This window comes from Neobacillus driksii (assembly GCF_013409995.1).
Classification (GTDB): Bacteria; Bacillota; Bacilli; order Bacillales; family Cytobacillaceae; genus Neobacillus; species Neobacillus driksii.
On the sequence record NZ_JACCBX010000010.1, the window covers coordinates 1 to 23637 of the forward strand.

The 23637-nt window shown below is 38.9% G+C and carries 19 protein-coding genes, 21 tRNA genes and 1 rRNA gene; 35 read left to right on the forward strand and 6 right to left on the reverse strand.

The genetic code is table 11. The features are described from left to right. The first annotated feature begins 204 nt into the window (after positions 1–204). The 27 genes from rrf (at position 205) to F4694_RS21210 (ending at position 11205) form a co-directional block, all read left to right on the forward strand. Positions 205–320 (forward strand): 5S ribosomal RNA (gene rrf / locus F4694_RS21080). Positions 321–328: 8 nt separating this feature from the next. After that, positions 329–404 (forward strand) — tRNA-Val (locus F4694_RS21085). Positions 405–409: 5 nt separating this feature from the next. After that, a tRNA-Thr gene (locus F4694_RS21090) sits at positions 410–485 on the forward strand. 67 nt (positions 486–552) lie between these two features. Then, positions 553–628 (forward strand) — tRNA-Lys (locus F4694_RS21095). Between the two features lie 14 nt (positions 629–642). Then, positions 643–727, forward strand: a tRNA-Leu gene (locus F4694_RS21100). Positions 728–740: 13 nt separating this feature from the next. Further along, positions 741–815, forward strand: a tRNA-Gly gene (locus F4694_RS21105). 5 nt (positions 816–820) lie between these two features. After that, positions 821–909, forward strand: a tRNA-Leu gene (locus F4694_RS21110). A gap of 29 nt (positions 910–938) precedes the next feature. Further along, positions 939–1015, forward strand: a tRNA-Arg gene (locus F4694_RS21115). Positions 1016–1022: 7 nt separating this feature from the next. Next, a tRNA-Pro gene (locus F4694_RS21120) sits at positions 1023–1099 on the forward strand. 20 nt (positions 1100–1119) lie between these two features. Next, a tRNA-Ala gene (locus F4694_RS21125) sits at positions 1120–1195 on the forward strand. A gap of 18 nt (positions 1196–1213) precedes the next feature. After that, positions 1214–1290: transfer RNA gene (locus tag F4694_RS21130), tRNA-Met, on the forward strand. A 27-nt stretch (positions 1291–1317) separates the two neighbouring features. Then, positions 1318–1394 (forward strand) — tRNA-Ile (locus F4694_RS21135). A 17-nt stretch (positions 1395–1411) separates the two neighbouring features. Beyond that, positions 1412–1504, forward strand: a tRNA-Ser gene (locus tag F4694_RS21140). Between the two features lie 38 nt (positions 1505–1542). Continuing rightward, a tRNA-Met gene (locus tag F4694_RS21145) sits at positions 1543–1616 on the forward strand. Positions 1617–1619: 3 nt separating this feature from the next. Beyond that, positions 1620–1696 (forward strand) — tRNA-Asp (locus tag F4694_RS21150). A gap of 45 nt (positions 1697–1741) precedes the next feature. Beyond that, a tRNA-Phe gene (locus F4694_RS21155) sits at positions 1742–1817 on the forward strand. A 29-nt stretch (positions 1818–1846) separates the two neighbouring features. Next, positions 1847–1922: transfer RNA gene (locus F4694_RS21160), tRNA-His, on the forward strand. Between the two features lie 18 nt (positions 1923–1940). Further along, positions 1941–2014 (forward strand) — tRNA-Gly (locus tag F4694_RS21165). 6 nt (positions 2015–2020) lie between these two features. Beyond that, positions 2021–2097: transfer RNA gene (locus F4694_RS21170), tRNA-Ile, on the forward strand. 62 nt (positions 2098–2159) lie between these two features. Beyond that, positions 2160–2234, forward strand: a tRNA-Asn gene (locus F4694_RS21175). An 8-nt stretch (positions 2235–2242) separates the two neighbouring features. After that, positions 2243–2333: transfer RNA gene (locus tag F4694_RS21180), tRNA-Ser, on the forward strand. Positions 2334–2341: 8 nt separating this feature from the next. Beyond that, positions 2342–2413 (forward strand) — tRNA-Glu (locus F4694_RS21185). A 751-nt stretch (positions 2414–3164) separates the two neighbouring features. Then, a complete protein-coding gene (gene glgB / locus F4694_RS21190; protein WP_179601615.1) occupies positions 3165–5111 on the forward strand; it encodes a 1,4-alpha-glucan branching protein GlgB in 1947 nt (648 codons plus the stop codon). Continuing rightward, positions 5053–6198 (forward strand): glucose-1-phosphate adenylyltransferase, encoded by a 1146-nt coding sequence (locus tag F4694_RS21195; RefSeq protein ID WP_179601617.1) that lies wholly within the window; start codon positions 5053–5055, stop codon positions 6196–6198. The genes glgB and F4694_RS21195 overlap by 59 nt, the downstream gene beginning before the upstream one ends. 147 nt (positions 6199–6345) lie before the next feature. Beyond that, entirely contained in the window at positions 6346–7377 is a 1032-nt protein-coding gene (locus F4694_RS21200; protein ID WP_179601619.1) for a GlgC family sugar phosphate nucleotidyltransferase, read from the forward strand. Then, positions 7374–8822 (forward strand): glycogen synthase GlgA, encoded by a 1449-nt coding sequence (gene glgA / locus F4694_RS21205; protein WP_179601621.1) that lies wholly within the window; start codon positions 7374–7376, stop codon positions 8820–8822. The genes F4694_RS21200 and glgA overlap by 4 nt, the downstream gene beginning before the upstream one ends. Then, positions 8812–11205: a glycogen/starch/alpha-glucan phosphorylase gene (locus tag F4694_RS21210; RefSeq protein ID WP_179601624.1), complete on the forward strand. Its 2394-nt coding sequence runs from the start codon at positions 8812–8814 to the stop codon at positions 11203–11205. Before glgA ends, F4694_RS21210 begins: the two co-directional genes overlap by 11 nt. Before the next feature lie 41 nt (positions 11206–11246). Here F4694_RS21210 and F4694_RS21215 read toward each other — a convergent pair whose 3' ends face one another. Then, positions 11247–12185, reverse strand: coding sequence for a 1,4-dihydroxy-2-naphthoate polyprenyltransferase (locus tag F4694_RS21215; protein WP_179601625.1), 939 nt, complete (start codon positions 12183–12185; stop codon positions 11247–11249). Between the two features lie 363 nt (positions 12186–12548). Between F4694_RS21215 and F4694_RS21220 the strand changes: the two genes are divergently transcribed. From F4694_RS21220 to menC, 6 genes are all read left to right on the forward strand, one after another. Continuing rightward, positions 12549–13955, forward strand: a complete 1407-nt coding sequence (locus F4694_RS21220) for an isochorismate synthase (RefSeq protein WP_179601627.1) — start codon at positions 12549–12551, stop codon at positions 13953–13955. Position 13956: 1 nt separating this feature from the next. Next, positions 13957–15705, forward strand: coding sequence for a 2-succinyl-5-enolpyruvyl-6-hydroxy-3-cyclohexene-1-carboxylic-acid synthase (gene menD / locus F4694_RS21225; RefSeq protein WP_179601630.1), 1749 nt, complete (start codon positions 13957–13959; stop codon positions 15703–15705). Further along, entirely contained in the window at positions 15705–16511 is an 807-nt protein-coding gene (gene menH, locus F4694_RS21230) for a 2-succinyl-6-hydroxy-2,4-cyclohexadiene-1-carboxylate synthase (protein WP_179601632.1), read from the forward strand. Before menD ends, menH begins: the two co-directional genes overlap by 1 nt. A gap of 21 nt (positions 16512–16532) precedes the next feature. Beyond that, the gene (gene menB, locus F4694_RS21235; RefSeq protein ID WP_179601634.1) at positions 16533–17351 is read left to right on the forward strand and encodes a 1,4-dihydroxy-2-naphthoyl-CoA synthase; all 819 of its coding nucleotides are present in this window, start codon (positions 16533–16535) and stop codon (positions 17349–17351) included. Positions 17352–17465: 114 nt separating this feature from the next. Next, a complete protein-coding gene (locus F4694_RS21240; RefSeq protein WP_179601636.1) occupies positions 17466–18950 on the forward strand; it encodes an o-succinylbenzoate--CoA ligase in 1485 nt (494 codons plus the stop codon). Then, positions 18947–20062: an o-succinylbenzoate synthase gene (menC, locus tag F4694_RS21245; protein WP_179601638.1), complete on the forward strand. Its 1116-nt coding sequence runs from the start codon at positions 18947–18949 to the stop codon at positions 20060–20062. Before F4694_RS21240 ends, menC begins: the two co-directional genes overlap by 4 nt. A 31-nt stretch (positions 20063–20093) precedes the next feature. Here menC and F4694_RS21250 read toward each other — a convergent pair whose 3' ends face one another. Together F4694_RS21250 and F4694_RS21255 are read right to left on the reverse strand one after the other, a co-directional pair. Beyond that, positions 20094–20252: a DUF1540 domain-containing protein gene (locus F4694_RS21250; RefSeq protein WP_179601640.1), complete on the reverse strand. Its 159-nt coding sequence runs from the start codon at positions 20250–20252 to the stop codon at positions 20094–20096. An 88-nt stretch (positions 20253–20340) separates the two neighbouring features. Continuing rightward, complete coding sequence (locus F4694_RS21255; protein ID WP_179601642.1) at positions 20341–21279, reverse strand: metal ABC transporter solute-binding protein, Zn/Mn family; 939 nt, start codon at positions 21277–21279, stop codon at positions 20341–20343. Positions 21280–21492: 213 nt separating this feature from the next. On the opposite strand from F4694_RS21255, the gene F4694_RS21260 reads away from it, so the two are divergent. Continuing rightward, a complete protein-coding gene (locus F4694_RS21260) occupies positions 21493–22056 on the forward strand; it encodes a beta-class carbonic anhydrase (RefSeq protein WP_179601645.1) in 564 nt (187 codons plus the stop codon). Here the strand turns inward: F4694_RS21260 and yidD are convergent. Then, positions 22053–22280, reverse strand: a complete 228-nt coding sequence (gene yidD / locus F4694_RS21265; protein WP_179601647.1) for a membrane protein insertion efficiency factor YidD — start codon at positions 22278–22280, stop codon at positions 22053–22055. The two genes, F4694_RS21260 and yidD, sit on opposite strands and share 4 nt — an antisense overlap. 141 nt (positions 22281–22421) lie before the next feature. On the opposite strand from yidD, the gene F4694_RS21270 reads away from it, so the two are divergent. After that, on the forward strand, positions 22422–22895 hold the full coding sequence (locus tag F4694_RS21270; protein ID WP_179601649.1) for an S-ribosylhomocysteine lyase: 474 nt from the start codon (positions 22422–22424) through the stop codon (positions 22893–22895). A 36-nt stretch (positions 22896–22931) separates the two neighbouring features. Here F4694_RS21270 and ytzI read toward each other — a convergent pair whose 3' ends face one another. After that, positions 22932–23096 (reverse strand): YtzI protein, encoded by a 165-nt coding sequence (ytzI, locus tag F4694_RS21275; RefSeq protein WP_179601651.1) that lies wholly within the window; start codon positions 23094–23096, stop codon positions 22932–22934. 116 nt (positions 23097–23212) lie between these two features. After that, the gene (locus F4694_RS21280; protein WP_179160128.1) at positions 23213–23470 is read right to left on the reverse strand and encodes a DUF6154 family protein; all 258 of its coding nucleotides are present in this window, start codon (positions 23468–23470) and stop codon (positions 23213–23215) included. Positions 23471–23637 lie beyond the last annotated feature (167 nt).

The window sequence follows — 23637 nt, forward strand, 5'->3', positions numbered from 1 at the left end:
GTTGATAGGTCAGAGGTGGAAGCGTGGTAACATGTGGAGCTGACTGATACTAATCGTTCGAGGACTTAACCAATTTTTAAAAGCGAACTCGTTTTACACACTTCTTCTGAAATTATCTAGTTTTGAGGGAATGAATTTTTTTCAAAAACCTCTTGAAAAATATCGAAAAAGACAATATAATAGATTTTGTCTTTGAGAAATTAGTCTGGCAATAATGGCGAGAAGGTCACACCCGTTCCCATACCGAACACGGAAGTTAAGCTTCTCAGCGCCGATGGTAGTTGGGACTTTGTCCCTGTGAGAGTAGGACGTTGCCAGGCTTATATATGGAGGATTAGCTCAGCTGGGAGAGCATCTGCCTTACAAGCAGAGGGTCGGCGGTTCGATCCCGTCATCCTCCACCATATATGCCGGTTTAGCTCAATTGGTAGAGCAACTGACTTGTAATCAGTAGGTTGGGGGTTCAAGTCCTCTAGCCGGCACCATGCTTTACTTCGTTGGTTCATATCAGCGGCAGCGTAAAAATAGTTATCATATAAGTGCCAATTATATGAGCCATTAGCTCAGTTGGTAGAGCATCTGACTTTTAATCAGAGGGTCGAAGGTTCGAGTCCTTCATGGCTCACCATTTTAAATGAATATGCGGGTGTGGCGGAATTGGCAGACGCACCAGACTTAGGATCTGGCGCCGCAAGGCGTGGGGGTTCGACTCCCTTCACCCGCACCATTTAGTTTAATATGCGGAAGTAGTTCAGTGGTAGAACACCACCTTGCCAAGGTGGGGGTCGCGGGTTCGAATCCCGTCTTCCGCTCCAAAGTTGCCGGGGTGGCGGAACTGGCAGACGCACAGGACTTAAAATCCTGCGGTAGGTGACTACCGTACCGGTTCGATTCCGGTCCTCGGCACCATTTTGCAAGCTTAATGTTATTACAATATTGCGCCCGTAGCTCAATTGGATAGAGTGTCTGACTACGGATCAGAAGGTTATGGGTTCGACTCCTTTCGGGCGCGCCATATATTACGGGAAGTAGCTCAGCTTGGTAGAGCACTTGGTTTGGGACCAAGGGGTCGCAGGTTCGAATCCTGTCTTCCCGACCATTCTTCTAATATAACAAAATGGGGCCTTAGCTCAGCTGGGAGAGCGCCTGCTTTGCACGCAGGAGGTCAGCGGTTCGATCCCGCTAGGCTCCACCATAACTTAATTCTATATTTGGCGGTGTAGCTCAGCTGGCTAGAGCGTACGGTTCATACCCGTAAGGTCGGGGGTTCGATCCCCTCCGCCGCTACCAAATAAATTAGTTATAGAACTTCAAATTGGACCTTTAGCTCAGCTGGTTAGAGCAGACGGCTCATAACCGTCCGGTCGTAGGTTCGAGTCCTACAAGGTCCACCAGTAATTTTATATAATATGGAGGAATACCCAAGTCCGGCTGAAGGGATCGGTCTTGAAAACCGACAGGCGGGTTAAACCGCGCGGGGGTTCGAATCCCTCTTCCTCCGCCATATTATTAATTCTTCAGCACAAGATTCATTTATATTGTCGCGGGGTGGAGCAGTCTGGTAGCTCGTCGGGCTCATAACCCGAAGGTCGCAGGTTCAAATCCTGTCCCCGCAATTTGGTCTGGTAGTTCAGTTGGTTAGAATGCCTGCCTGTCACGCAGGAGGTCGCGGGTTCGAGTCCCGTCCAGACCGCCATTTTTATTAAAACCTAATGGTTTTTATAGGAAGGCTTATTAGTGTGGCTCAGTAGCTCAGTCGGTAGAGCAAAGGACTGAAAATCCTTGTGTCGGCGGTTCGATTCCGTCCTGAGCCACCATTTATTTTTAGATGGTATCTATTATGATGGCGATTGTGGCGAAGTGGTTAACGCACCTGATTGTGGTTCAGGCATTCGTGGGTTCGATTCCCATCAGTCGCCCCATAGTTTAATTTATTATTTGCGGGTGTAGTTTAGTGGTAAAACCTCAGCCTTCCAAGCTGATGTTGTGAGTTCGATTCTCATCACCCGCTCCAATTTATGGGCCTATAGCTCAGCTGGTTAGAGCGCACGCCTGATAAGCGTGAGGTCGATGGTTCGAGTCCATTTAGGCCCACCAGAACTTTTTGCGACAGCAAAATAGGTAGAATTTTTTGCAACAGCAAAATATATTTCTATTGTTCCGCAGTAGCTCAGTGGTAGAGCTATCGGCTGTTAACCGATCGGTCGTAGGTTCGAGTCCTACCTGCGGAGCCATTTTTTATGGGGAAGTACTCAAGAGGCTGAAGAGGCGCCCCTGCTAAGGGTGTAGGTCGGGTAACCGGCGCGAGGGTTCAAATCCCTCCTTCTCCGCCATAAATTAAGGCCCCTTGGTCAAGTGGTTAAGACACCTCCCTTTCACGGAGGTAACACGGGTTCGAATCCCGTAGGGGTCATACAAAAAGGCTGATGATATTTTATCATCAGTTTTTTTGTGCTTATTTTTGTCAGTGAAAATGACAATACACCGATCGATATGTATAATTCCATAAGTTCAAAGTCTATAATGAACGTAAAATAGCAGCGGACGGAAATCAACCAATCATCAAAGCGCTCCAGTAATCCAATACCATCTTCTAAATCAAATTGAGTCTTCTCCTTTGACCGGGTAGAGTTGTGACGCCTTTTGATATGCTCAGTGGGTTTTTCCAGTTATCGTAGAGTGACCATGCCTTCTAAATCTCCCATTAAACAACAACCTTCATCCTAAAAAATCTCCCGAAAAATTTGTTGTTATATAAGAAAAACAAACATTCCAATACTCTATAATGTCCTTAGCTTGTCAAAGACATAAGAGCTCTTTTGTGAAAGTGAAATGATATATTGAAATAACATTCTTTTCGGCGTATTTTTGGCAAGAATATTGATAACGCTTACATCAAGTGAATATTTAGCACTTTTACATGTTAAAGTTTCTTATAATTTAAATAATATTTTTTACCCAAAATCGCAAAAAAACTTTATATATTTTTGTGTTTTTATGTAGGATTTATTGTTAAATTTTGTCGAAAGGTGCAGTTAAACCTCGCAATATGACAAACGATAAGTTTTATTGTCAGAAAAGATAAAAAAGTTTTACAAGAGATATTTCTAGTTTGCATTTATAATTAACCCTTGAAATACATTTTCACAAGGATGAGGTTAATAATGGCAGTGAACACTTTATATCCAACAGACTATCAGTTGCATTTATTTCATGAGGGGAACCTTTTTCAAAGTCACCAGCTGTTTGGAGCACACGTTTTTAAAGAAGCCGACAAAGTCTACACGCGATTTTGCGTATGGGCTCCAAACGCGAACAAAGTAAGGCTGGTTGGAAATTTCAATAACTGGAATGGAGAAGGTTACGATTTACATAGGGTAAACAATGAAGGTGTATGGATTATTGTCATTAATCAAGACCTAAATGGATGCCTCTATAAATATGAAATAATTACAGCACAAAACGAAAGACTTTTAAAATCAGATCCATATGCATTCTATTCTGAACTGCGGCCAAATACAGCATCCATCGTATATTCATTGAGAAACTACGATTGGCAGGATAATCATTGGATGCACCGAAAGCAAAAAAGAAACTTCTTATCTGAACCACAGATCATCTATGAGGTGCATTTTGGTTCATGGAAAAAGCATGAAAATGGTGATTTTTTAACATATAAGGAAATGGCTGAAGAACTCATACCTTATGTGCTTGAACATGGATTTACACATATTGAATTATTACCGCTTATCGAGCACCCCTTTGACGGATCTTGGGGATATCAGGGTACTGGATACTTTTCGGCAACGTCTCGCTACGGCACACCAAAGGACTTTATGTACTTTGTAGACCAGTGTCATCAGAATGGAATTGGCGTCATTCTTGATTGGGTTCCTGGTCATTTTTGTAAGGACTCTCATGGTTTATATCGTTTTGATGGTTCGCATATTTATTCCTACGAAACAGAGACTGACAGGGAAAATCAAGTATGGGGAACAGCAAACTTTGATCTCGGAAAAGGCGAAGTGCAAAGTTTCCTCATCTCAAATGCATTTTATTGGATTGATTATTTCCATATCGATGGCTTTAGAATGGATGCTGTTGCAAATATCATCTATTGGCCAAATTCAGCCGAGAATCAAGAAAATCCATTTGGCATTGATTTTCTAAAAAAATTAAATATACAAGTTCATGAATATGATCCAACCTTTGTCATGATTGGAGAGGATTCAACCGATTTCCCTAATGTTACTGCTCCTGTCCATTATGGTGGATTAGGGTTCGATTATAAATGGAACATGGGCTGGATGAATGACATTTTAAAATATATGGAAACTCCGCCATTTGCACGTGCAAGTGTTCATACGAAAGTAACTTTCTCACTCCTTTATGCCTTTTCAGAGAACTTTATGCTCCCGTTATCACATGATGAAGTGGTACATGGAAAAAAGTCGCTTTTAGACAAAATGCCAGGAGATTACTGGGAGAAATTCGCCCAACTACGTTTACTTCTAGGGTATATGTTTGCACATCCTGGTAAGAATCTATTATTTATGGGATTCGAGCTTGGTCAGTTTGCAGAATGGAAAGACAAGGAACAGTTAGATTGGAATCTATTAGAATTTGAAATGCACCAAAAAGTAAATCAATATGTTAAACAATTAACAAAGCTTTATAAACGTTCTAAGGCTATGTATGAACTTGACCACATGCATGATGGATTTGAATGGATTGACTGTGATAATTATAGCCAATCAGTCTTTTCATTCATTCGGAAAGGTAAAACAGAAAATGATTATTTAATAATCATTTGTAATTTTACAGGCGTGCATTATCCAGAATTTAAAATAGGCGTACCTGCTCAAGAAGAGTTTCGTGAAATATTTAATAGTGACGATACAGACTTTGGCGGCGCCGGTTTTATTAATAAGAAAACATTTATGGCTTTAGAGGAGCCATTTCATGGAAGACCATATTCCGTTAATGTGACGATACCGCCTTTTGGCTTTCAGATCATTCGACCGGTGAAAAAACGAAAGGAGAGAAAAGGTAATGGGAAAGAAAAAGTGCGTGGCAATGCTATTGGCAGGAGGGAAAGGAAGCAGACTTAATTCACTTACAAAGGATTTGGCAAAGCCTGCTGTTCCATTTGGAGGTAAGTACAGAATCATTGATTTTCCTTTAAGCAATTGTACGAATTCAGGTATAGATACAGTGGGAGTATTAACTCAGTATCAACCATTGCTATTAAATTCTTATATAGGTATTGGCAGTGCATGGGACCTTGACCGAAAAGATGGAGGGGTAACCGTTTTACCTCCGTATGCTGAAACTTCAGAGGTAAAGTGGTATACCGGTACCGCAAGTGCTATTTATCAAAACCTTAATTATTTGAAGCAATACCAGCCTGAATATGTACTTATTCTTTCTGGTGACCATATTTACAAAATGAATTATGAGAGTATGCTTGAATATCATATTGAGAAAAGAGCAGACGTAACCATTTCCTTAATTGAGGTTCCTTGGGCGGAAGCAAGCCGTTTTGGAATTATGAACACTAACGAGGAATTAAGAATAACAGAGTTTGAGGAAAAGCCAGCAGAACCGAAGAATAATTTAGCTTCGATGGGCATTTATATTTTCAGCTGGAATATACTGAAAGAATATCTAGAGATGGACGCTAGAAATACGAAATCCTCCCACGACTTCGGTAAAGATATTATTCCAACTCTGTTGGATGAAAATAAGAAGTTATATGCCTATCCTTTTAAAGGTTATTGGAAGGATGTTGGTACAGTTAAGAGTTTGTGGGAAGCAAATATGGATCTATTGAATGACGAATGTGATTTAGATCTATTTGATCATGATTGGAGAATTTATTCTGTCAATCCTAACCAGCCTCCACAATATATCTCTCCTGAAGCCATTGTTAAGGAATCTTTAATTAATGAGGGCTGCACGATTGAAGGAGAAATTGATAATTCTGTTTTATTTCAAGGGGTAACTGTTGGTAAAGGATCGATTATTAAGGAATCTGTCATCATGCCGGATGCGGTAATTGGTGAAAATGTTAAGATTGAAAAAGCAATTGTTCCTAGTGATGTAATTATTCCTGATGGAACCGTAATTCGTTCATTTGATGATGAAATTATTCTTGTTACTGAAGAAATGTTAAGTGGGTTATATCCTGCTTTTTAAAAAAGTGCTATCTAGCTGCGGGCACCATCGGCTCCAGTCATAACCCAATCACTTCGGAAGGCAAAGCCACGCCTTCTGTCAGTGCTTGTCTTATGTTTGTCGCCGATGAGCAGGCGCCCTACGCTTTAATATCGGGAGGGACTAGTATTGAAGAGAAAGCTATTAGGTGTTATTGACGCAACAACGTACCATGAAGATCTAGAGGACCTTTTAACACATCGGTCACTTGCGGCCCTGCCATTTGCGGGACGTTATCGTATTATTGATTTTGTACTTTCCAATATGGTGAACTCAGGAATTAGAAGTGTAGCAATCTTTCCTAAAATGACCTACCGTTCGTTAATGGACCACCTCGGTTCAGGAAAGAATTGGGATTTAAATCGCAAGCGTGATGGGCTTTTCTTTTTTCCAACTCCCGTTGTTGATTCTGATATCAATAAAATAGGAACATTTGAAAACTTTGCTGCAAATTTAGATTTCTTTTATCGCAGTTCTCAAGAGTATTCTATCATTACGAATTGTTATACGGTTTTCAATATGGACTTTAAACCATTGCTAGATTGGCATATCCATTCTGGGTGCGATATTACTGAAATTCATCATGAAGATGGCACTCCGATGGAAATGTATTTAGTGAAGACATCGTTACTTATTAAGTTAATTGAAACGAGAAATGAAACAGGATATACATGCATGAGGGATGCGGTCCTAGACCTTGAACATCAATATTCCGTTTGCAGTTATGTATATTCCGGTTATGCAGTCATGATCGATTCTATCCAAAACTATTTTTCTACTAGTCTCAATTTATTAAATTCAGATGTTTGGAAGCAATTATTTATTAAAGAGCAGCCTATCCTGACAAAGGTGAAAGATGAGCCGCCAACACGCTATTTAAAAGGTTCAGTTGTACAAAATGCCATGATAGCCAATGGCTGCTTAATCAATGGTACCGTTGAAAATAGTATCATTTCAAGGGGCGTTAAAATTGGAAAAGGCGCAGTTATTAAGAATTCTATTATCATGCAAAAATGCGTGATCGAAGATAATTGTTACCTTGATTCCGTTATTTTAGATAAAGATGTAAAGGTTGAGGCTAGTACAATCTTAACTGGTACAGCCAGGGACCCTTTTGTTGTTCGAAAAGGTACCAAACAAGGAGCGCTGATGAATTCGTGAAAGTATTATTTGCAGTATCGGAATGTGGTCCATTTGCAAAATCAGGAGGGCTTGCGGACGTGGCAGGCTCTCTGCCTAAAGAGCTGAAAAGTCTTGGTACAGACGTAAGGGTGATTCTGCCGAAGTATGGCACTATTGCCGATGACTTTAAAGCAGATATGAAAAAAATCAAAGAATTTACAGTACCTGTTGGCTGGAGAAATCAATATTGCGGTATTGAGGAGCTTTCCTATGAGGGAGTAACCTACTACTTTGTTGATAACGAGTACTACTTCAAACGCGAAGGATTTTATGGTTATTACGATGATGGTGAGAGGTTTGCTTATTTTAACCGAGCTGTATTGGAAGCTTTGGCACATCTAGATTTTTATCCAGATGTCCTGCATTGTCATGACTGGCATACAGCGATGATTCCATTTTTATTAAGAATGGAGTATTACAAGCGAAAAGGCTACGGACTTATTCGTACGGTTTTCACGATTCATAATCTGCAATTTCAGGGCATTTTCCCAAGAGAGGCACTTTCTGACCTGCTTGGATTGGATTGGGGAGCCTTCAACCCTGAACATTTAGAATTCTTCGGCTGTATTAATTTTATGAAGGGTGCTCTTGTAGCAGCTGACGAAATTACAACAGTGAGCCCAACCTATAAACAAGAAATCCAGACGCCTGTATATGGTGAAAAATTGGATGGTCTTTTAAAAACTAGAGAAGAAGATCTTGTAGGAATTTTAAATGGTATCGATGATAAATTCTATAATCCTGCCGACGATTCCCTAATCTATAAAACGTACACAGTTAACAGCCTTGAAAACAAGGCAATTAATAAAAGTGAGGTCCAAAAATTCTTTGGGCTGCCTCAAAAACCAAACACACCATTAATGGTGATGATTACGCGGCTGACAAAACAAAAGGGATTAGATCTCGTTAAGTGTGTTTTAAACGATATTCTCCATGAAGATATACAAATGGTGGTTCTAGGTACAGGAGACTATGCTTATGAAGAGTATTTGCGTCATGCAGCAAATTCCTATCCAGATAAATTAAAGGTTCATATCGGTTTTAGTGAGGGACTTGCTCACAAGCTTTATGCTGCGGCAGACCTGTTTCTCATGCCTTCCTTATTTGAGCCATGCGGTCTTGGCCAATTAATTGCAATGAAATACGGTGCGGTACCAATTGTACGTGAAACAGGCGGGCTAAATGATACGGTTCAATCTTGGAATGAAATAACCAAGGAAGGAACTGGATTTTCTTTCAAGAATTTTAATGCCCATGACATGCTATATACGATTAGAAGGGCATTACACTTTTATCATGACCCTGCTTGGAAAACCATCGTTCAAAAAGCGATGGAGAAGGATAATAGCTGGGCCCAGTCTGCATTTAAGTACAATCAGCTTTATGCAGAGCTGATCTCGAGGAGTGAAACCCATGTTTTCTAGTACAACAGAATTTAAAAATACTTTTTTAAAGAGGTTAAATATGGTATGCGGTAAGAGCTTCTCAGAAAGCTCTGAGCGTGACCATTACCAAACACTCGGTATTATGATTCGTGAATTTGTTAGTCATGATTGGATCAAAACAAATGAACGATACCTTGCTGCGAAAGAGAAACAAGTATATTATTTATCAATTGAATATTTATTAGGTAAATTGCTGCGCCAAAATTTAATAAATTTGGGAATCGAAGAAACAGTACAAGTTGGACTTAGTGAACTGGGTATTGATTTAAGTAACCTAGAGGAATTAGAAAGTGATGCAGGATTGGGAAATGGCGGCTTAGGTAGATTAGCCGCTTGTTTTCTTGATTCCCTAGCTTCTCTTAATCTTCCAGGTCACGGTCATGGTATTCGCTATAAGCACGGTTTATTCGAACAGAAAATTGTGGATGGATATCAGGTAGAACTGCCAGAGCAATGGCTCAGAAGCGGTAATGTATGGGAAGTTCGTAAAGCAGACTTAGCCGTTAAAATTCCCTTTTGGGGCAAGGTAGAGGGACGTACCGAGAACGGTCGACTTGTGTTCCAACATCTAAATGCAGAAACGGTGACAGCTGTTCCGCATGATATGCCGGTGATTGGCTATAATTCAGAAACAGTAAATACGTTAAGATTATGGAATGCAGAGCCATCTCAATTCCCCATTCATGAGGATATTTTGAAGTACAAACGTGAAACAGAGTCTGTATCAGAATTCCTCTATCCCGACGATACCCATGATGAAGGGAAAATACTCCGACTAAAGCAGCAATATTTTTTAGTTTCCGCAAGTATTCAATCTATTATCAAAACGTATCGAAAACAACACGGTAACTTGAAGGAACTTCACCAACACGTTTGCATTCACATTAATGATACCCACCCAGTTTTGGCTATTCCTGAACTAATGAGAGTCTTAATTGATGAGGAAAGATTTGATTGGGACTTAGCATGGAATATTACAAGGCAAACCATTTCCTACACAAATCATACGACCTTATCGGAAGCATTGGAAAAATGGCCAATTCGAATCTTTCAGCCGTTATTACCTCGAATTTATATGATTGTAGAAGAAATAAATGAACGCTTTTGCGGTGAATTATGGGATAAATACACAGGAGATTGGGATAGGATTGCAAAGCTAGCGATCATTGCCGATGGTTTTGTGAAAATGGCTCATTTAGCGATCGTCGGGAGTTTCAGTGTTAACGGAGTTGCTAAGCTCCATACAGAAATTCTCAAGACTCGTGAAATGAATCAATTTTATCAATTGTTTCCAGAGAAATTCAATAATAAAACGAATGGAATTGCCCATCGCCGCTGGCTGCTAAAAGGAAATCCAGATCTTTCAAACTTAATTACGGATTCCATTGGTTCTTCATGGACTCAATCACCTGCCGACTTAATTCAATTACTTAATTATCAACAAGATTCATCCTTCATGGAACAGCTCTTGAAAATAAAAAGAGAAAATAAAGAACGGCTTGCTGAAGTAATCCAGAGTAAGAATGGGATTGTTGTAGATTCCTCTGCTATCTTTGACGTCCAGGTTAAGCGCCTGCACGCCTATAAGAGACAGCTTCTGAAGGTATTACATATCATGTATCTTTATAATCGGATTAAAGAGGATTCTAGTTTTTCAATGGTACCAAGAGTATTTATTTTTGGGGCAAAGGCGTCCCCGGGTTATTATTATGCAAAGAAAATTATTAAGCTCATTAATACGGTAGCAGATAAGGTTAACAATGACCCATTTATTGGTGATAAAATGAAAGTGGTTTTTCTTGAAAATTATCGCGTTTCGCTGGCGGAAAAAGTCTTTCCGGCTGCCGATTTAAGTGAACAAATTTCAACCGCGAGTAAAGAGGCTTCTGGTACCGGTAACATGAAATTTATGATAAATGGAGCACTTACAGTAGGAACAATGGATGGGGCCAATATTGAGATTCATGAATTGGTCGGAGATGAGAACATCTTTACATTCGGACTTTCTGCAGATGAGGTACTTCACTATTACCAGCATGGAGGCTATCAATCGATTGAATATTATCACCATGACAGCCGTATCCGCCAGGCTGTTGATCAGCTCGTAAATGGGTTCTTCCCAGGTGTTTATAACGAATTTGAACCGATATTTGATTCATTATTAGAGGAAAACGACCAATACTTTGTATTAAAGGATTTTGCTTCCTATGCGGACACTCAAAAGACAATTGGTGAAACCTTTAGGGACCAGCAAGTCTGGCAAAAGAAGTGTCTGGTAAACATCGCCCACGCCGGTTATTTTTCAAGTGATCGGACAATCAAAGAGTATGCGGATAATATTTGGGGAATTAAGCCTCAATAATAAAAAGGCATCTGCTGAAATGCAGATGCCTTTTTGAATAGTTATGAAACAAAGTGTCCAAGAAAAATTCCAATGGCCAGTAAAAACCCAAAGATAGTATTGGTTTGTGCTGTTGCTTTCATGGCAGGTGCCATTTGAATTGGTGTCACACCTGATTTAAAACCTTTAATTGCTTTCATTGCCTTAGGAATACTGAGCAGAACGATTAGTGTCCAAATTGGAGCAGCACCAGTGATAATTAGACCTAATATCCATATAAATGAAAAAATAAACATATAACCCATTAACGTAACGGCCTTATTTTTTCCTAATAGAATCGCTAAAGTTTTTCGGCCATTTTCCTTATCGCCATCTAAATCCCTAATATTATTTGAAAAATTAATTGCACCAACCAGAACCAAAATAGGAACTGATACAAGGATGCTATATGTTGTTACTGTTCCAGTTTGGATAAAAAATGAAATTAAAATGATTAACATACCCATAAAGAACCCTGCGAATATCTCTCCGAACGGTGTATACGCAATTGGAAAAGGTCCCCCTGTATACAAATAGCCCACCGCCATACATACTAGCCCAAGCACGGCAAGCCACCAGCTAGTACTCATACAAATATATACACCAATCAATAAAGCAATTCCATAGAGGCCGAGGGCTAGCTGCATAACCGTTTTCGGCTTAATGCCGTCACGTACAATGGTACCGCCAATTCCTATTGAATTCTCATTGTCAAGTCCACGTTTATAATCATAATACTCATTAAACATATTAGTAGCCGCTTGGATTAATAAGCTAGCGATTAACATGGCAAAGAAAAGACCAAAATGTATCCTTCCATGTGATAGTGAAAGTGCCGTACCAAGCAAAACTGGAACGAATGAAGCAGTTAAAGTATGGGGACGGGTCATTTGCCACCAAACCTGAAAACCGCGATTCGATTCTACAGCAGGCTTTGTACTGTGCTGTAAATTTGGCTGCATAATCTTCTCTCCCTTTATAAAATTTTTTCTTATCTATAGTAATTTCCTTAATTTGCACTGTTGTCTGTAAAGCACTGTCCAAACCTTAGTTTAGGGAATTTGGCAACGACAGTCAATTATTTTTTATTAGTCAAATTAGTAGATAATTCCTTCTTGATTAGTAATGAGTTTTTGGAGGGAAAATGATAGTAAACGAATGTAAATCAAATACAACCCTGCTCGGAATGAATTAAGATATAATAAGGATTGGTGAGTATACTTAGTGACAAGTATTACTGACTTCATTACAATAAAGTAGTATCTTTAAATTAGGCATAAAAATGAATGGATAACAGTCACTTGACTGTTTTGGAGGGATTTTTTTTGGTTACCATTCAGGAAACAGAATTAAAGGATAAAGGTATCTTAGCAGTCAGAACTGCTCAAAAACTAGGTCGCCCTATTTTAATTAGCGAAGTCCATCAAATGGACAGTATCGATCCCTTATCCTTTTTCAATAGTGGAAGTGTGCGCTATTTTGGGGAACGTTTCTACTGGAAAGACCCATCAGAAGAAGTTGTGCTTATTGGCATTGGCATATCAAAACAAATTCAGTCGGATCAGGCTACTGACCGCTTTTTTCATGTTGAAGAAGAGTGGAGAAATTTCTTAAAGGATGGCCTAATCTTTAATCCATTTAATGAAAATGGCTTAGGACCTGTTATGTTTGGCGGATTTTCCTTCGATCCACTTAAGGAAAAGACAACTCTGTGGTCTAACTATGCTGATTCTCTATTTCATGTTCCTAAATATATGTTAACACTTGTTAAGGGACAAACGTTTTTAACGACGAATATTGTTTGTACCCCAAATGATGATTATTCACTTTTTGAAGAAGAAATGAACGAGCGAACTCAGTTGCTCTCATCTCTAAATTTAAAACAAGATACTGATATGAAACCAGCTAAGCTTCTTGAAATGAAAGAAATTTCACCGCAGCAATGGAAACAGACAGTTGATGATGTGGTAGAGGAGCTGAAAACTGGTTCATTGAAAAAAGTTGTTCTGGCACGCGAATTAAGATTATTGTTTGATAGTCACGTTAAGGCCGATGTTATTCTTGAAAATTTATACCATCAACAGCGAGACAGCTTTATCTTTGTTTTTGAATCCAATGGAGATTGTTTTATCGGTGCAACACCAGAAAGGCTTGTGAAGAAACAAGGAGAAAATGTATTCTCAACATGCCTTGCAGGTTCGATTAGACGTGGTAAAAATGAAGAAGAAGACAATATTTTAGGGCAAACATTATTAAATGATCAAAAAAACATTAGTGAGCACGCGTTTGTGGTGGAAATGATTAAAGAAGCATTAGAAGAATCATGTGAGGAAATTATCCTTCCAGAGAAGCCTCAATTAATGAAAATCCGGGATATTCAACATCTATATACGCCGGTTATCGGTAAATGTCAAAAGGATGCTTCTCTCCTTTTATTAGTTGAAAGACTTCACCCAACTCCTGCCCTAGGGGGTCTTCCTAAACAAGACGCTGTTGAAAAAATTAGACAAGTAGAGGAGCTGGATCGTGGTTTCTATGCTGCACCGCTTGGCTGGGTCGATTATCGAGGAAATGGCGAATTCTCGGTTTCTATTCGTTCTGGTCTTATTCAAGGAAAAGAGGCTTCATTATTCGCAGGATGTGGTGTAGTTGCAAATTCTGACTCAGAAAGTGAATACCTAGAAACGAGCCTAAAATTCACACCGATGCTTCGTGCTCTTGGAGGAAATTAATATGAATCATCAGATATCTTTAACAGCTTATTTAGCAGCATTTGTAGCAGAGTTGGTACAGACAGGAATAAAGGATGTCGTCGTCAGTCCAGGGTCAAGATCAACCCCAATGGCAATGGTAATGGCCGAACATCCAGAGATTAATATCCATATTCATGTGGATGAACGTGCTGCTGCTTTCTTTGCTTTGGGAATAGCAAAGGTTACGAATAAGCCAGTCGCGATTTTATGTACTTCGGGGACGGCAGCGGCAAACTATTTTCCTGCTATTATTGAGGCGCGCTATTCACGTGTACCGTTACTGGTCTTAACCGCTGACCGGCCACATGAGCTGAGAGAAGTAGGTGCACCACAGGCGATTGACCAAATACATTTATATGGACAACATGTAAAATGGTTTGCAGATATGGCGCTGCCTGAAAGTAGTACTGAAATCATCCGCTATGCCCGTACCGTTGGGGCACGGGCGGCAGCCATTGCAAACCAGTCGCCAGCAGGTCCAGTCCATTTGAACTTCCCCTTCAGGGAACCGCTCATACCTAAATTGGATGAAGATATCTTTCAATTGGAAGAGCGGCCAATGGGTTATGTAAAAGTTCGCAACGGAGAATTAACGATTCGTGAGGATGAATTAAAGGAAATTTCATTAAAACTGAATGGTTATAATAATGGAATCATTGTTTGCGGTAATATTGCTGATGACCGTTTTGCTCAGGCTGTAACAGACTTATCCAAAATGTTAAAGTTTCCAATCCTAGCAGATCCATTATCACAACTTAGAAGCGGACAACATCATTTGGAAAATATCGTGGAAACATATGATACATTCTTAAGAAATGAAGACGCCAAAGTTTATTTGAAACCCGATGTAATCCTGCGTTTTGGGGCAATGCCTTTATCCAAAGCACTTACAATTTTCTTGAAAGAAAACCACCAAGCTGAACAATTTGTCATAGATGGTGCTGGAGGCTGGCGTGACCCATCATCTTTATCAACGGAAATGATTTACTGCAATGAAAGCTTCTTTTGCGAGAAAGTTGTAGCTTTTAGTGAAACAAGAACTTCAGGAGAATTTTTAGAAAAGTGGCTGGCAGTTAATAATCTTACAAAAGCAAATATGGCGCTAATTAAGGATAGTCGGCAATTAAGTGAAGGGCGATTGTTCTATGAATTAGCGGATTTGCTTCCTGAGGGGGCCACATTATTTGTTGGAAATAGCATGCCTATCAGAGACTTAGATAGTTTCTTTCACAATAACAGTAAATCAATAAAAGTAATCGCTAATAGAGGAGCAAACGGTATTGATGGAACGGTTTCGACGGCAATAGGTGCGAGTTTATACTCACAACCTTTATATCTTGTCTTAGGAGATTTAACATTTTTCCATGATTTAAATGGGTTAATTGCCTCGAAGCTATATAATATTGATGTTAAGATTATTGTTGTTAACAATAATGGCGGCGGTATTTTCTCCTTCTTGCCGCAATCTGAGCATCCTAAGCATTTTGAACTTTTATTTGGGACACCGTTAAACTTAGACTTTGAGCATGCTGTTAAGATGTTTAATGGTAACTTTACTAGAATAAAGGATTGGGAACATTTACAGGAACTTATGAACCTTTCAACCGAGGTAAAGGGATTAAATGTATATGAAGTGGTCACAAACCGTGAGAGTAACTTAGTAGAACATCGCGATTTTTGGCGTATTGTTTCCGAGGAAATATCAAACTTTGTCAAAGGTGCCGATTAATGAGGTTAAAGGTTAACGATACTACCTACCATGTCGAAGTGTGCGGAGAAGGATTTCCATTCCTTTTATTACACGGTTTTACTGGGGATTCATCTACCTGGACACCTTTTTGTCCGGTTTGGGGCACCCATTCAAAATTAATTATCCCGGATATTATCGGCCATGGTAAAACAGACTCGCCAGAAGATACAAATTGTTATCAAATGGAATCGGCTGCTAAAGACCTAATTTTTCTATTAGATCAGCTAGATATTGAAAAAATCGATCTCCTCGGTTATTCAATGGGTGGCAGATTAGCGCTAACTCTTGCTATTCTATACCCCGAGAGAGTTAGAAAGTTAATTTTAGAGAGTGCTTCACCGGGACTGAAAACAAATGAAGAAAGAGTACTTCGCCGTATGAAAGACGAGGAACTAGCAAACTTTATTAACGACCGGGGGATCGTATCCTTTGTTGACTATTGGGAGACAATTCCTCTTTTTTCTACTATGAGCAGACTCCCTAATTCCATTAAACAATCCATTAGGGAGCAGCGGCTTTCCAATAAGACTAAGGGTCTTGCGAATAGCTTGATAGGAATGGGGACAGGTGCTCAAGTCTCATGGTGGGGAAAGTTGGACCTTCTTAGCTCTGAAGTGTTATTGTTAACAGGAGAAAAAGATGAAAAGTTCTGTAAGATAGCCGAAAATATGGTGGAGAATATGCAAAAAGCTTCATGGATTGTAATTAATGATTGTGGTCATGCAATTCATGTGGAACAAAAAGAAAAATTTGGTACAATAGTAAGTGACTTTTTGTCAAAGTAAAAACTAAGGAGGAAGATCATTTTGACAGTAGAATGGATTGCAGGACGTAAATATGAAGAAATTCTATATGAAACATATAACGGAATCGCAAAAATTACGATTAATCGCCCACATGTACATAATGCATTCACACCAAGAACCGTTGCGGAATTAATCGATGCTTTTGCCTATGCACGTGATGATTCAAGTGTAGGAGTAATCGTACTAACAGGTGCCGGAGACAAAGCGTTTTGTTCAGGTGGAGACCAAAAGGTACGTGGACATGGTGGCTATGTTGGGGAAGACCAAATTCCTCGCCTAAATGTTCTTGATCTTCAACGTTTAATCCGTGTGATTCCGAAACCAGTCATTGCAATGGTTAAGGGTTACGCTATTGGTGGCGGACACGTCCTTCACGTAGTTTGTGATTTAACGATTGCTGCAGATAATGCTGTTTTTGGTCAAACAGGTCCGAATGTAGGAAGCTTTGATGCTGGTTATGGATCAGGTTATCTTGCTAGAATTATCGGTCATAAAAAGGCTCGCGAAATTTGGTACCTATGCCGACAGTATAATGCACAGGAAGCACTTGATATGGGCTTAGTAAATACGGTCGTTCCACTTGAAAGAGTGGAAGAGGAAACAATCCAGTGGTGTAATGAAATTCTAGAGAAAAGCCCAACAGCGCTTCGTTTCTTAAAGGCTGCTATGAATGCAGACACAGATGGCTTAGCAGGTCTTCAGCAATTAGCTGGTGATGCAACACTTCTTTACTATACAACTGAAGAGGCCAAAGAAGGCCGTGACGCCTTTAAAGAAAAACGTAAGCCAGACTTTGGTCAATTCCCACGTTTCCCTTGATTTTAAATGTTGCAGCTTGATGGACTCCATCAGGCTGTTTTTATATAGAAAAGACGCAGCACCCAAGCACTAAAGCCAAAAATAGGGCAATTAACTAGAAGCAGGTGAAAATGAATGCAATACGAAACCATGCCTAACTTTCTAAAAAAAAGAGCCTTCCTCACACCTGAAAGAACGGCCGTTTATTTCAATGAACAGACACTATCTTTTAGAGAATTATATGAAAACTCTTATCAGGCTGCTGGACAGCTTCAAGGTTTAGGAGTTAAAAAAAATCAATATATTGGTGTATTACTTAAAAATCATCTTGATACCATTGTGATATTATTTGCTCTTCAGCTAATTGGAGTCAAGGCAGTTATCTTAAATAATCGATTGTCGAAAAAAGAAATTGTGTGGCAGATAAACGACTCAAAGGCAGCGGCGCTAATTCTTGAAAATGATTTTTACGAAATGATGCAGGATTTAGAAGTGCCAGTTATTACAAAAGACCGGTTGTTTGCTGCGGCTTTAGAAACTCCCGAAATACTAGAAGAAATTAATTTAATTGATGTCTGTACTGTCATGTATACATCAGGTACAACAGGAAATCCAAAAGGCGTTCTTCATACATTTGGAAACCATTGGTGGAGTGCGGTAGGTTCTGCATTAAATTTAGGGTATACCGATAGTGACCGCTGGCTGTGCAGCGTTCCGCTTTTTCATATAAGTGGTTATTCCATCTTAATGAAAAGTGTTATTTATGGTATGCCTATTATCCTCCATGAAAGCTTTGACGCTGACAGAGCGATAAATGATATTAAAAACAATCATGTTACGATTATGTCAGTGGTCGGAACGATGCTCTATAGGATTGTTGATGCCCTTAAAGATTCTAAACTGCCAAATCATTTCCGCTGTGCGCTCTTAGGAGGCGGTCCTGCACCGTTACCACTTCTAGAGGCGTGTAAGGCAAAAGAAGTTCCAGTTTTTCAGTCCTATGGGATGACGGAGACGGCTTCACAAATCGTTACATTAGCTCCAGAGTACAGTATCACAAAACTAGGTTCGGCTGGTAAGCCACTTTTTCCATCACAAATTAAAATTATTTTGGAGGATGGAAAAATGGCATCAACCAAACAAGCGGGTGAAATTATTGTAAAAGGTCCAAATGTGACAAAGGGGTATTTAAATCGTCCTGATGTCATAAAGGAAAAGTTTGACCAAGGCTGGTTACATACAGGAGACATTGGCTATTTGGATGAAGAAGGCTTTTTATACGTGCTTGATCGGCGTTCTGATCTCATTATCTCAGGAGGGGAAAACATTTATCCTGCCGAAATAGAATCAGTCTTATTAGCTCATTCAGATGTCGCAGATGCAGGTGTTACAGGAATCAATGATAAAACATGGGGTCAGGTTCCAGCAGCTTTTATTGTTCTCCGCAACAATGCACATGTGACCGAGGAAGAACTTAAACAATTTTGTTTAGAAAACTTGGCGAAATACAAGGTACCAAAATCATTTTATTTTACGGAAAAGCTCCCAAGGAACGCTGCTAAAAAGCTTCTTCGCAGAAAGCTATCTGATTTGCTTCAAGAGAGCTGGAATCATAAATGAAGATTGCGCAAATTAAACTCAAAGTCATAAGTATGCCATTGAAGTCCCCCTTTCACACCCACCTAGGTACCGTTTCAGAACGTGAGGGGATTATCGTAGAGGTAATCGATTCAGATGGCATTTCCGGATATGGAGAGGGTGTGGCCTTTTCCACACCGTGGTACACAGAAGAGACTGTCTCGACTAGTTTACATATTATGAGTGATGTATTGATTCCTTTACTCAAGAAGCGGCCAATTAAACATCCCAAAGACGCAGCGATTCTTTTCCAGTCTGTAAGGAGAAACCATATGGCTAAGGCAGGGTTAGAAATGGCCATTTGGGATCTATATGCAAAAAGAAATTCATTATCGCTTTCTAGAGCCATTGGGGGAACTAGAAGGGAAATTGCTTCTGGTGTGGTGGTGGCTGCAGATTCACTTACTAATTCTCTCAAACAAATTGAAAAATATTTGGGAGAGGGATACCAGAGATTTAAGATTAAGATTAATCCTAGTCAGGATTATTCTGTTCTAGAAGCAATTCGCCGCTATTATCCAGAACTTCCGTTAATGGCTGATGCAAATTCTGCTTATACCTTAAACGATACGGATAAATTAAAAGCACTAGATGATTTTAATCTTTTGATGATTGAACAACCGCTGGCTAGTGACGATATTATTGAACACTCACTACTTCAAAAAGAGATAAATACACCGATCTGTTTAGATGAAAGTATTGTCAGCTTTAATGACGCAAAAAATGCTATTGAACTTGGGAGCTGTAAGATTATTAATATTAAAGCAGGCAGAGTGGGAGGACTTTACGAAGCAAAAAGAATTCATGATTATTGCCTTGAGAAGGGAATTGAAGTTTGGTGCGGGGGAATGATCGAATTTGGAATATCCCGTGCCCATAACATTGCGCTTGCTTCACTGCCTGGATTTACAATTCCAGGTGATATATCTGCTTCAAATCGATTTTGGGAAGAGGATATCATTTTGCCTGAGGTATGTGTTAGGAATGGTTATGTGTGCGTCCCAGATACATCGGGTATAGGGTTTGGCATTAATAAAAAGAGGCTAAAGGAAACTACTCAAATAGAAAAGGTATTTAACTTCGAAAACAAATAAACCAGACAAAAAGTCTGGTTTAATTTATTATTTATAAATCTGAAGGTTCGAATGTTTTGCAATCAGTTTCTTGACTGTTATCAGCTGTTTTTCCTTTGTGGCTGACAACATATATGCTATCTGCACTGCATTTATTTCCTTTTGCCCAATAAGAACAGTTGTTAACTTCACATAATACATCTTGTGCCATTTGTATCACTCCTTTTAGTCTTTTGTAATACAAACATAGCTTTTGATTTTTTACTTTTTCTCATTCCTGTAAGTTAATGGGCAACGACCTATTCGTTTAAAGCTGTTTTTAGTGATTCTAAATTTTTCTCCATGAGAGAGAAATATGTTTCTTTATCCTTGATATTTTCTTTTGTTAAGATCCCTAAATTGTGAACTGGTAAAGCCTTAGCTCCAATTTCCTTTTGAACAATCTCCGCTAATTTTGATTGGACGTTTTGTTCAAAAAGAATGTAATGCAGTCCTTGTTTTTCCGCAAGTGAGATAATTTTTTCTAGTTCACGCTGGGTTGGTTCATTCGTTGTAGAAAGACCAGAAATACTGATTTGTTCAAGCCCATACCTTTGCTCCCAGTAGCTAAAGGCAGCATGCGTAACAAGAATCTCTTTATGTTTAGCATTTTGAATGGTGTTTTCAAATTCCGAATTTAATTGGTCTAACTCATCTGCAAGCTTCTGATAATTTTGATCAAACGTCTCTTTATTTTGAGGCATTTTTTCAATTAAAGAGTCCCTAATAACAGCTGCCATTTCCTTCGAATATACTGGGTCAAGCCATACATGTGGATTAAAATCTCCATGACCATCATCCTCGTGGTCATCATGTGCTTCAAGTTCTTCTGCCGGATCTAAAATCAGATCCTCAGCAGTTGGAATCAACGAGACGTTTTCATTTTTTAATGATTCCTTTGCACTCTCTACAAAGCCTTCTAACCCTAAGCCGATATAGAAAAATAAATCTGAATCAGCCAGTTTAATCATATCCTTTTGGGAAGGTTCAAATGTATGCTCATCTGCTCCTGGAGGATAGATTGTATTAACAGTAACGTATTTTCCACCGATACGCTCCGTAAAATATTGAAGAGGGAATACGGTGGAATATATGGTTAACTGATCTTTCTGTTTATTTGATTGTTCATTTTCAGCACTGCAAGCAGTGATTACTAAGCTAATTAGTAAAATAAAAGGTAAAAGAATAATTTTTTTCATTATATGCTCCTTTAAAAGTTTATAAACCGAAGTTATTACGATTTATATTCGAAAAATTTTTAGTATTAAGATTATAGAAAAATGTATAATACGGAACGATTCCGATTTCCTTATGTATCTTACAAAAAAAATGAGTTAAATGCAAGCATAATATTGTAGCATGCGGTAGTATTTATGTATGCTTAATATAAACAAAGTTAAGGTGGGATAACTGTGACATTATTAAATGAAATTCTAGACTATAACCAAAAATTTGTAGAAAGTCATGAATATGAGAAGTATGAAACAACAAAATTTCCAAATAAACGAGCAGTCATACTAACATGTATGGACACACGATTATTGGAATTGCTGCCAAAGGCAATGAACTTAAGCAACGGTGACATAAAGACGATTAAAAATGCCGGGGCATTGGTTTCTCATCCATTTGGAAGTATTATGAGAAGTATTCTTATCGCTGTATATCAGCTGCAAGCGGAGGAAGTGCTAGTCATTGCCCATCACGATTGTGGGATGAGCGGATTAAAGGCTGAACCGGTTATCGAAAGTATGATGAGCCGTGGAGTAACAGAAGAAACGTTTGATACTCTTACTTATTCAGGGATTGATATTAAAAAATGGCTGCATGGATTTGATAATGTTACAGAAAGCGTGGAGCATAGCGTGGATGTAATAAGAAACCATCCCTTAATGCCAGAGGGTGTTCCGGTGCACGGGTTAGTCATTGACCCTAAGACAGGAAAACTTGACCTTGTTGTCGATGGTTATCAAGATTAATTCTCCTTTTTCTCTGGCACAGGATCTATGCCGCCCGGATGAAAAGGATGGCATTTAAGAATTCTCTTTAATGTAAGCCAGCCGCCTTTTAAAGCTCCAAACCGTTGAACAGCCTCCAATCCATAATGTGAACAGGTGGGATAAAAACGGCAGCTTGGCGGTTTAATAGGAGAAATAACTACTTGATAAAATCGAATAACAGAAATAAAAATTCTTTTAAACATAGGGGAAACTCCCTTCAACAAATTACTTAAAAGATATCACAAATAGAAAAAAACGTCTAAATTGTTAATTATAACTAAGTAGATGAAAAAACTCGGAATTTATAGTATCATACTACTAGACGTATAAAAGGAGTGGGGATAATGCCTTCAGTAGAAAGTTTTGATTTAGATCATAATGCCGTTAAAGCACCTTACGTGAGACATTGTGGTGTCCATAAAGTAGGAACCGACGGTATAGTTAATAAATACGATATTCGTTTCTGCCAGCCAAATAAACAGGCGATGAAGCCAGATGTCATCCATACATTAGAACATTTGCTTGCATTCAATCTACGCGCACATGTAGAAAAATATGATCACTTTGATATTATCGATATTTCACCTATGGGCTGCCAAACAGGCTACTATTTGGTTGTGAGCGGTGAGCCAACTGTAGAAGAGATCATTGATCTTCTTGAAGATACGATGAAGACTGCAGTTGAAATAACTGAGATCCCAGCAGCAAACGAAAGACAATGCGGTCAAGCAAAACTTCACGATTTAGAGGGAGCAAAACGCCTAATGCGTTTTTGGCTTGAGCAAAGTAAAGAAGACTTAAAGCAAGTTTTTGCTTAAGAGTAAAAATTCCTATTCGTTTGAATAGGAATTTTTTTACTGCTTATTTTCGGTTTCAGGATGATTTTCGTTCTGTAAATAAGGATTATCGTCCAATGGGTCTACAGTATGTTTAAATTTATATGCTTTTGACGTAGTAATTACAGCAAGCAATAATACCACTATAATGATAATAATGCTTACTACAAGGATCATATACATTTTTTTACTCCTTCCTTTTCCACTTTTTTATTTTAGCATGGTTTGCTCCCTTTTTAACAAAAAAAAGGAACTGCATGATGCAGTTCCAAAAATTTTTGTGGTATGTAATTTAAATATTAGTGGATATTTCTTGGATAATAAGTATGGGTGCGCTGCTGGCCATATTCTTCCTGGGCGAATTTCCCTTTTAAGCTCTCGATTAAATAAAGCCCCATTAAATCGTATAATTCTTGTTTATCCATCTCTTTAATTAAGTGCAGCAGATCCTCATGTGACATCTCTTCTAAGAAGGCGAAAGCTAACATATCAATATCCTCTTCATCACCTGTCAGCTTATCTCGATACATCTGAAATAATTCATCTACTAACCTCATTCCGTTCACCTCCAAAGAATTTTTTAAAATTTTTTTCCTTACTTATTCAATTCCCTTAATGATGAAAAATATCCTCTATGGCAGAAGCGAAAGTTTGTAAAAATGGTGAAAATCCATTTTCTTAATATTATGACAATTATACATCATTCAGTTCTAAAAAATGAGTC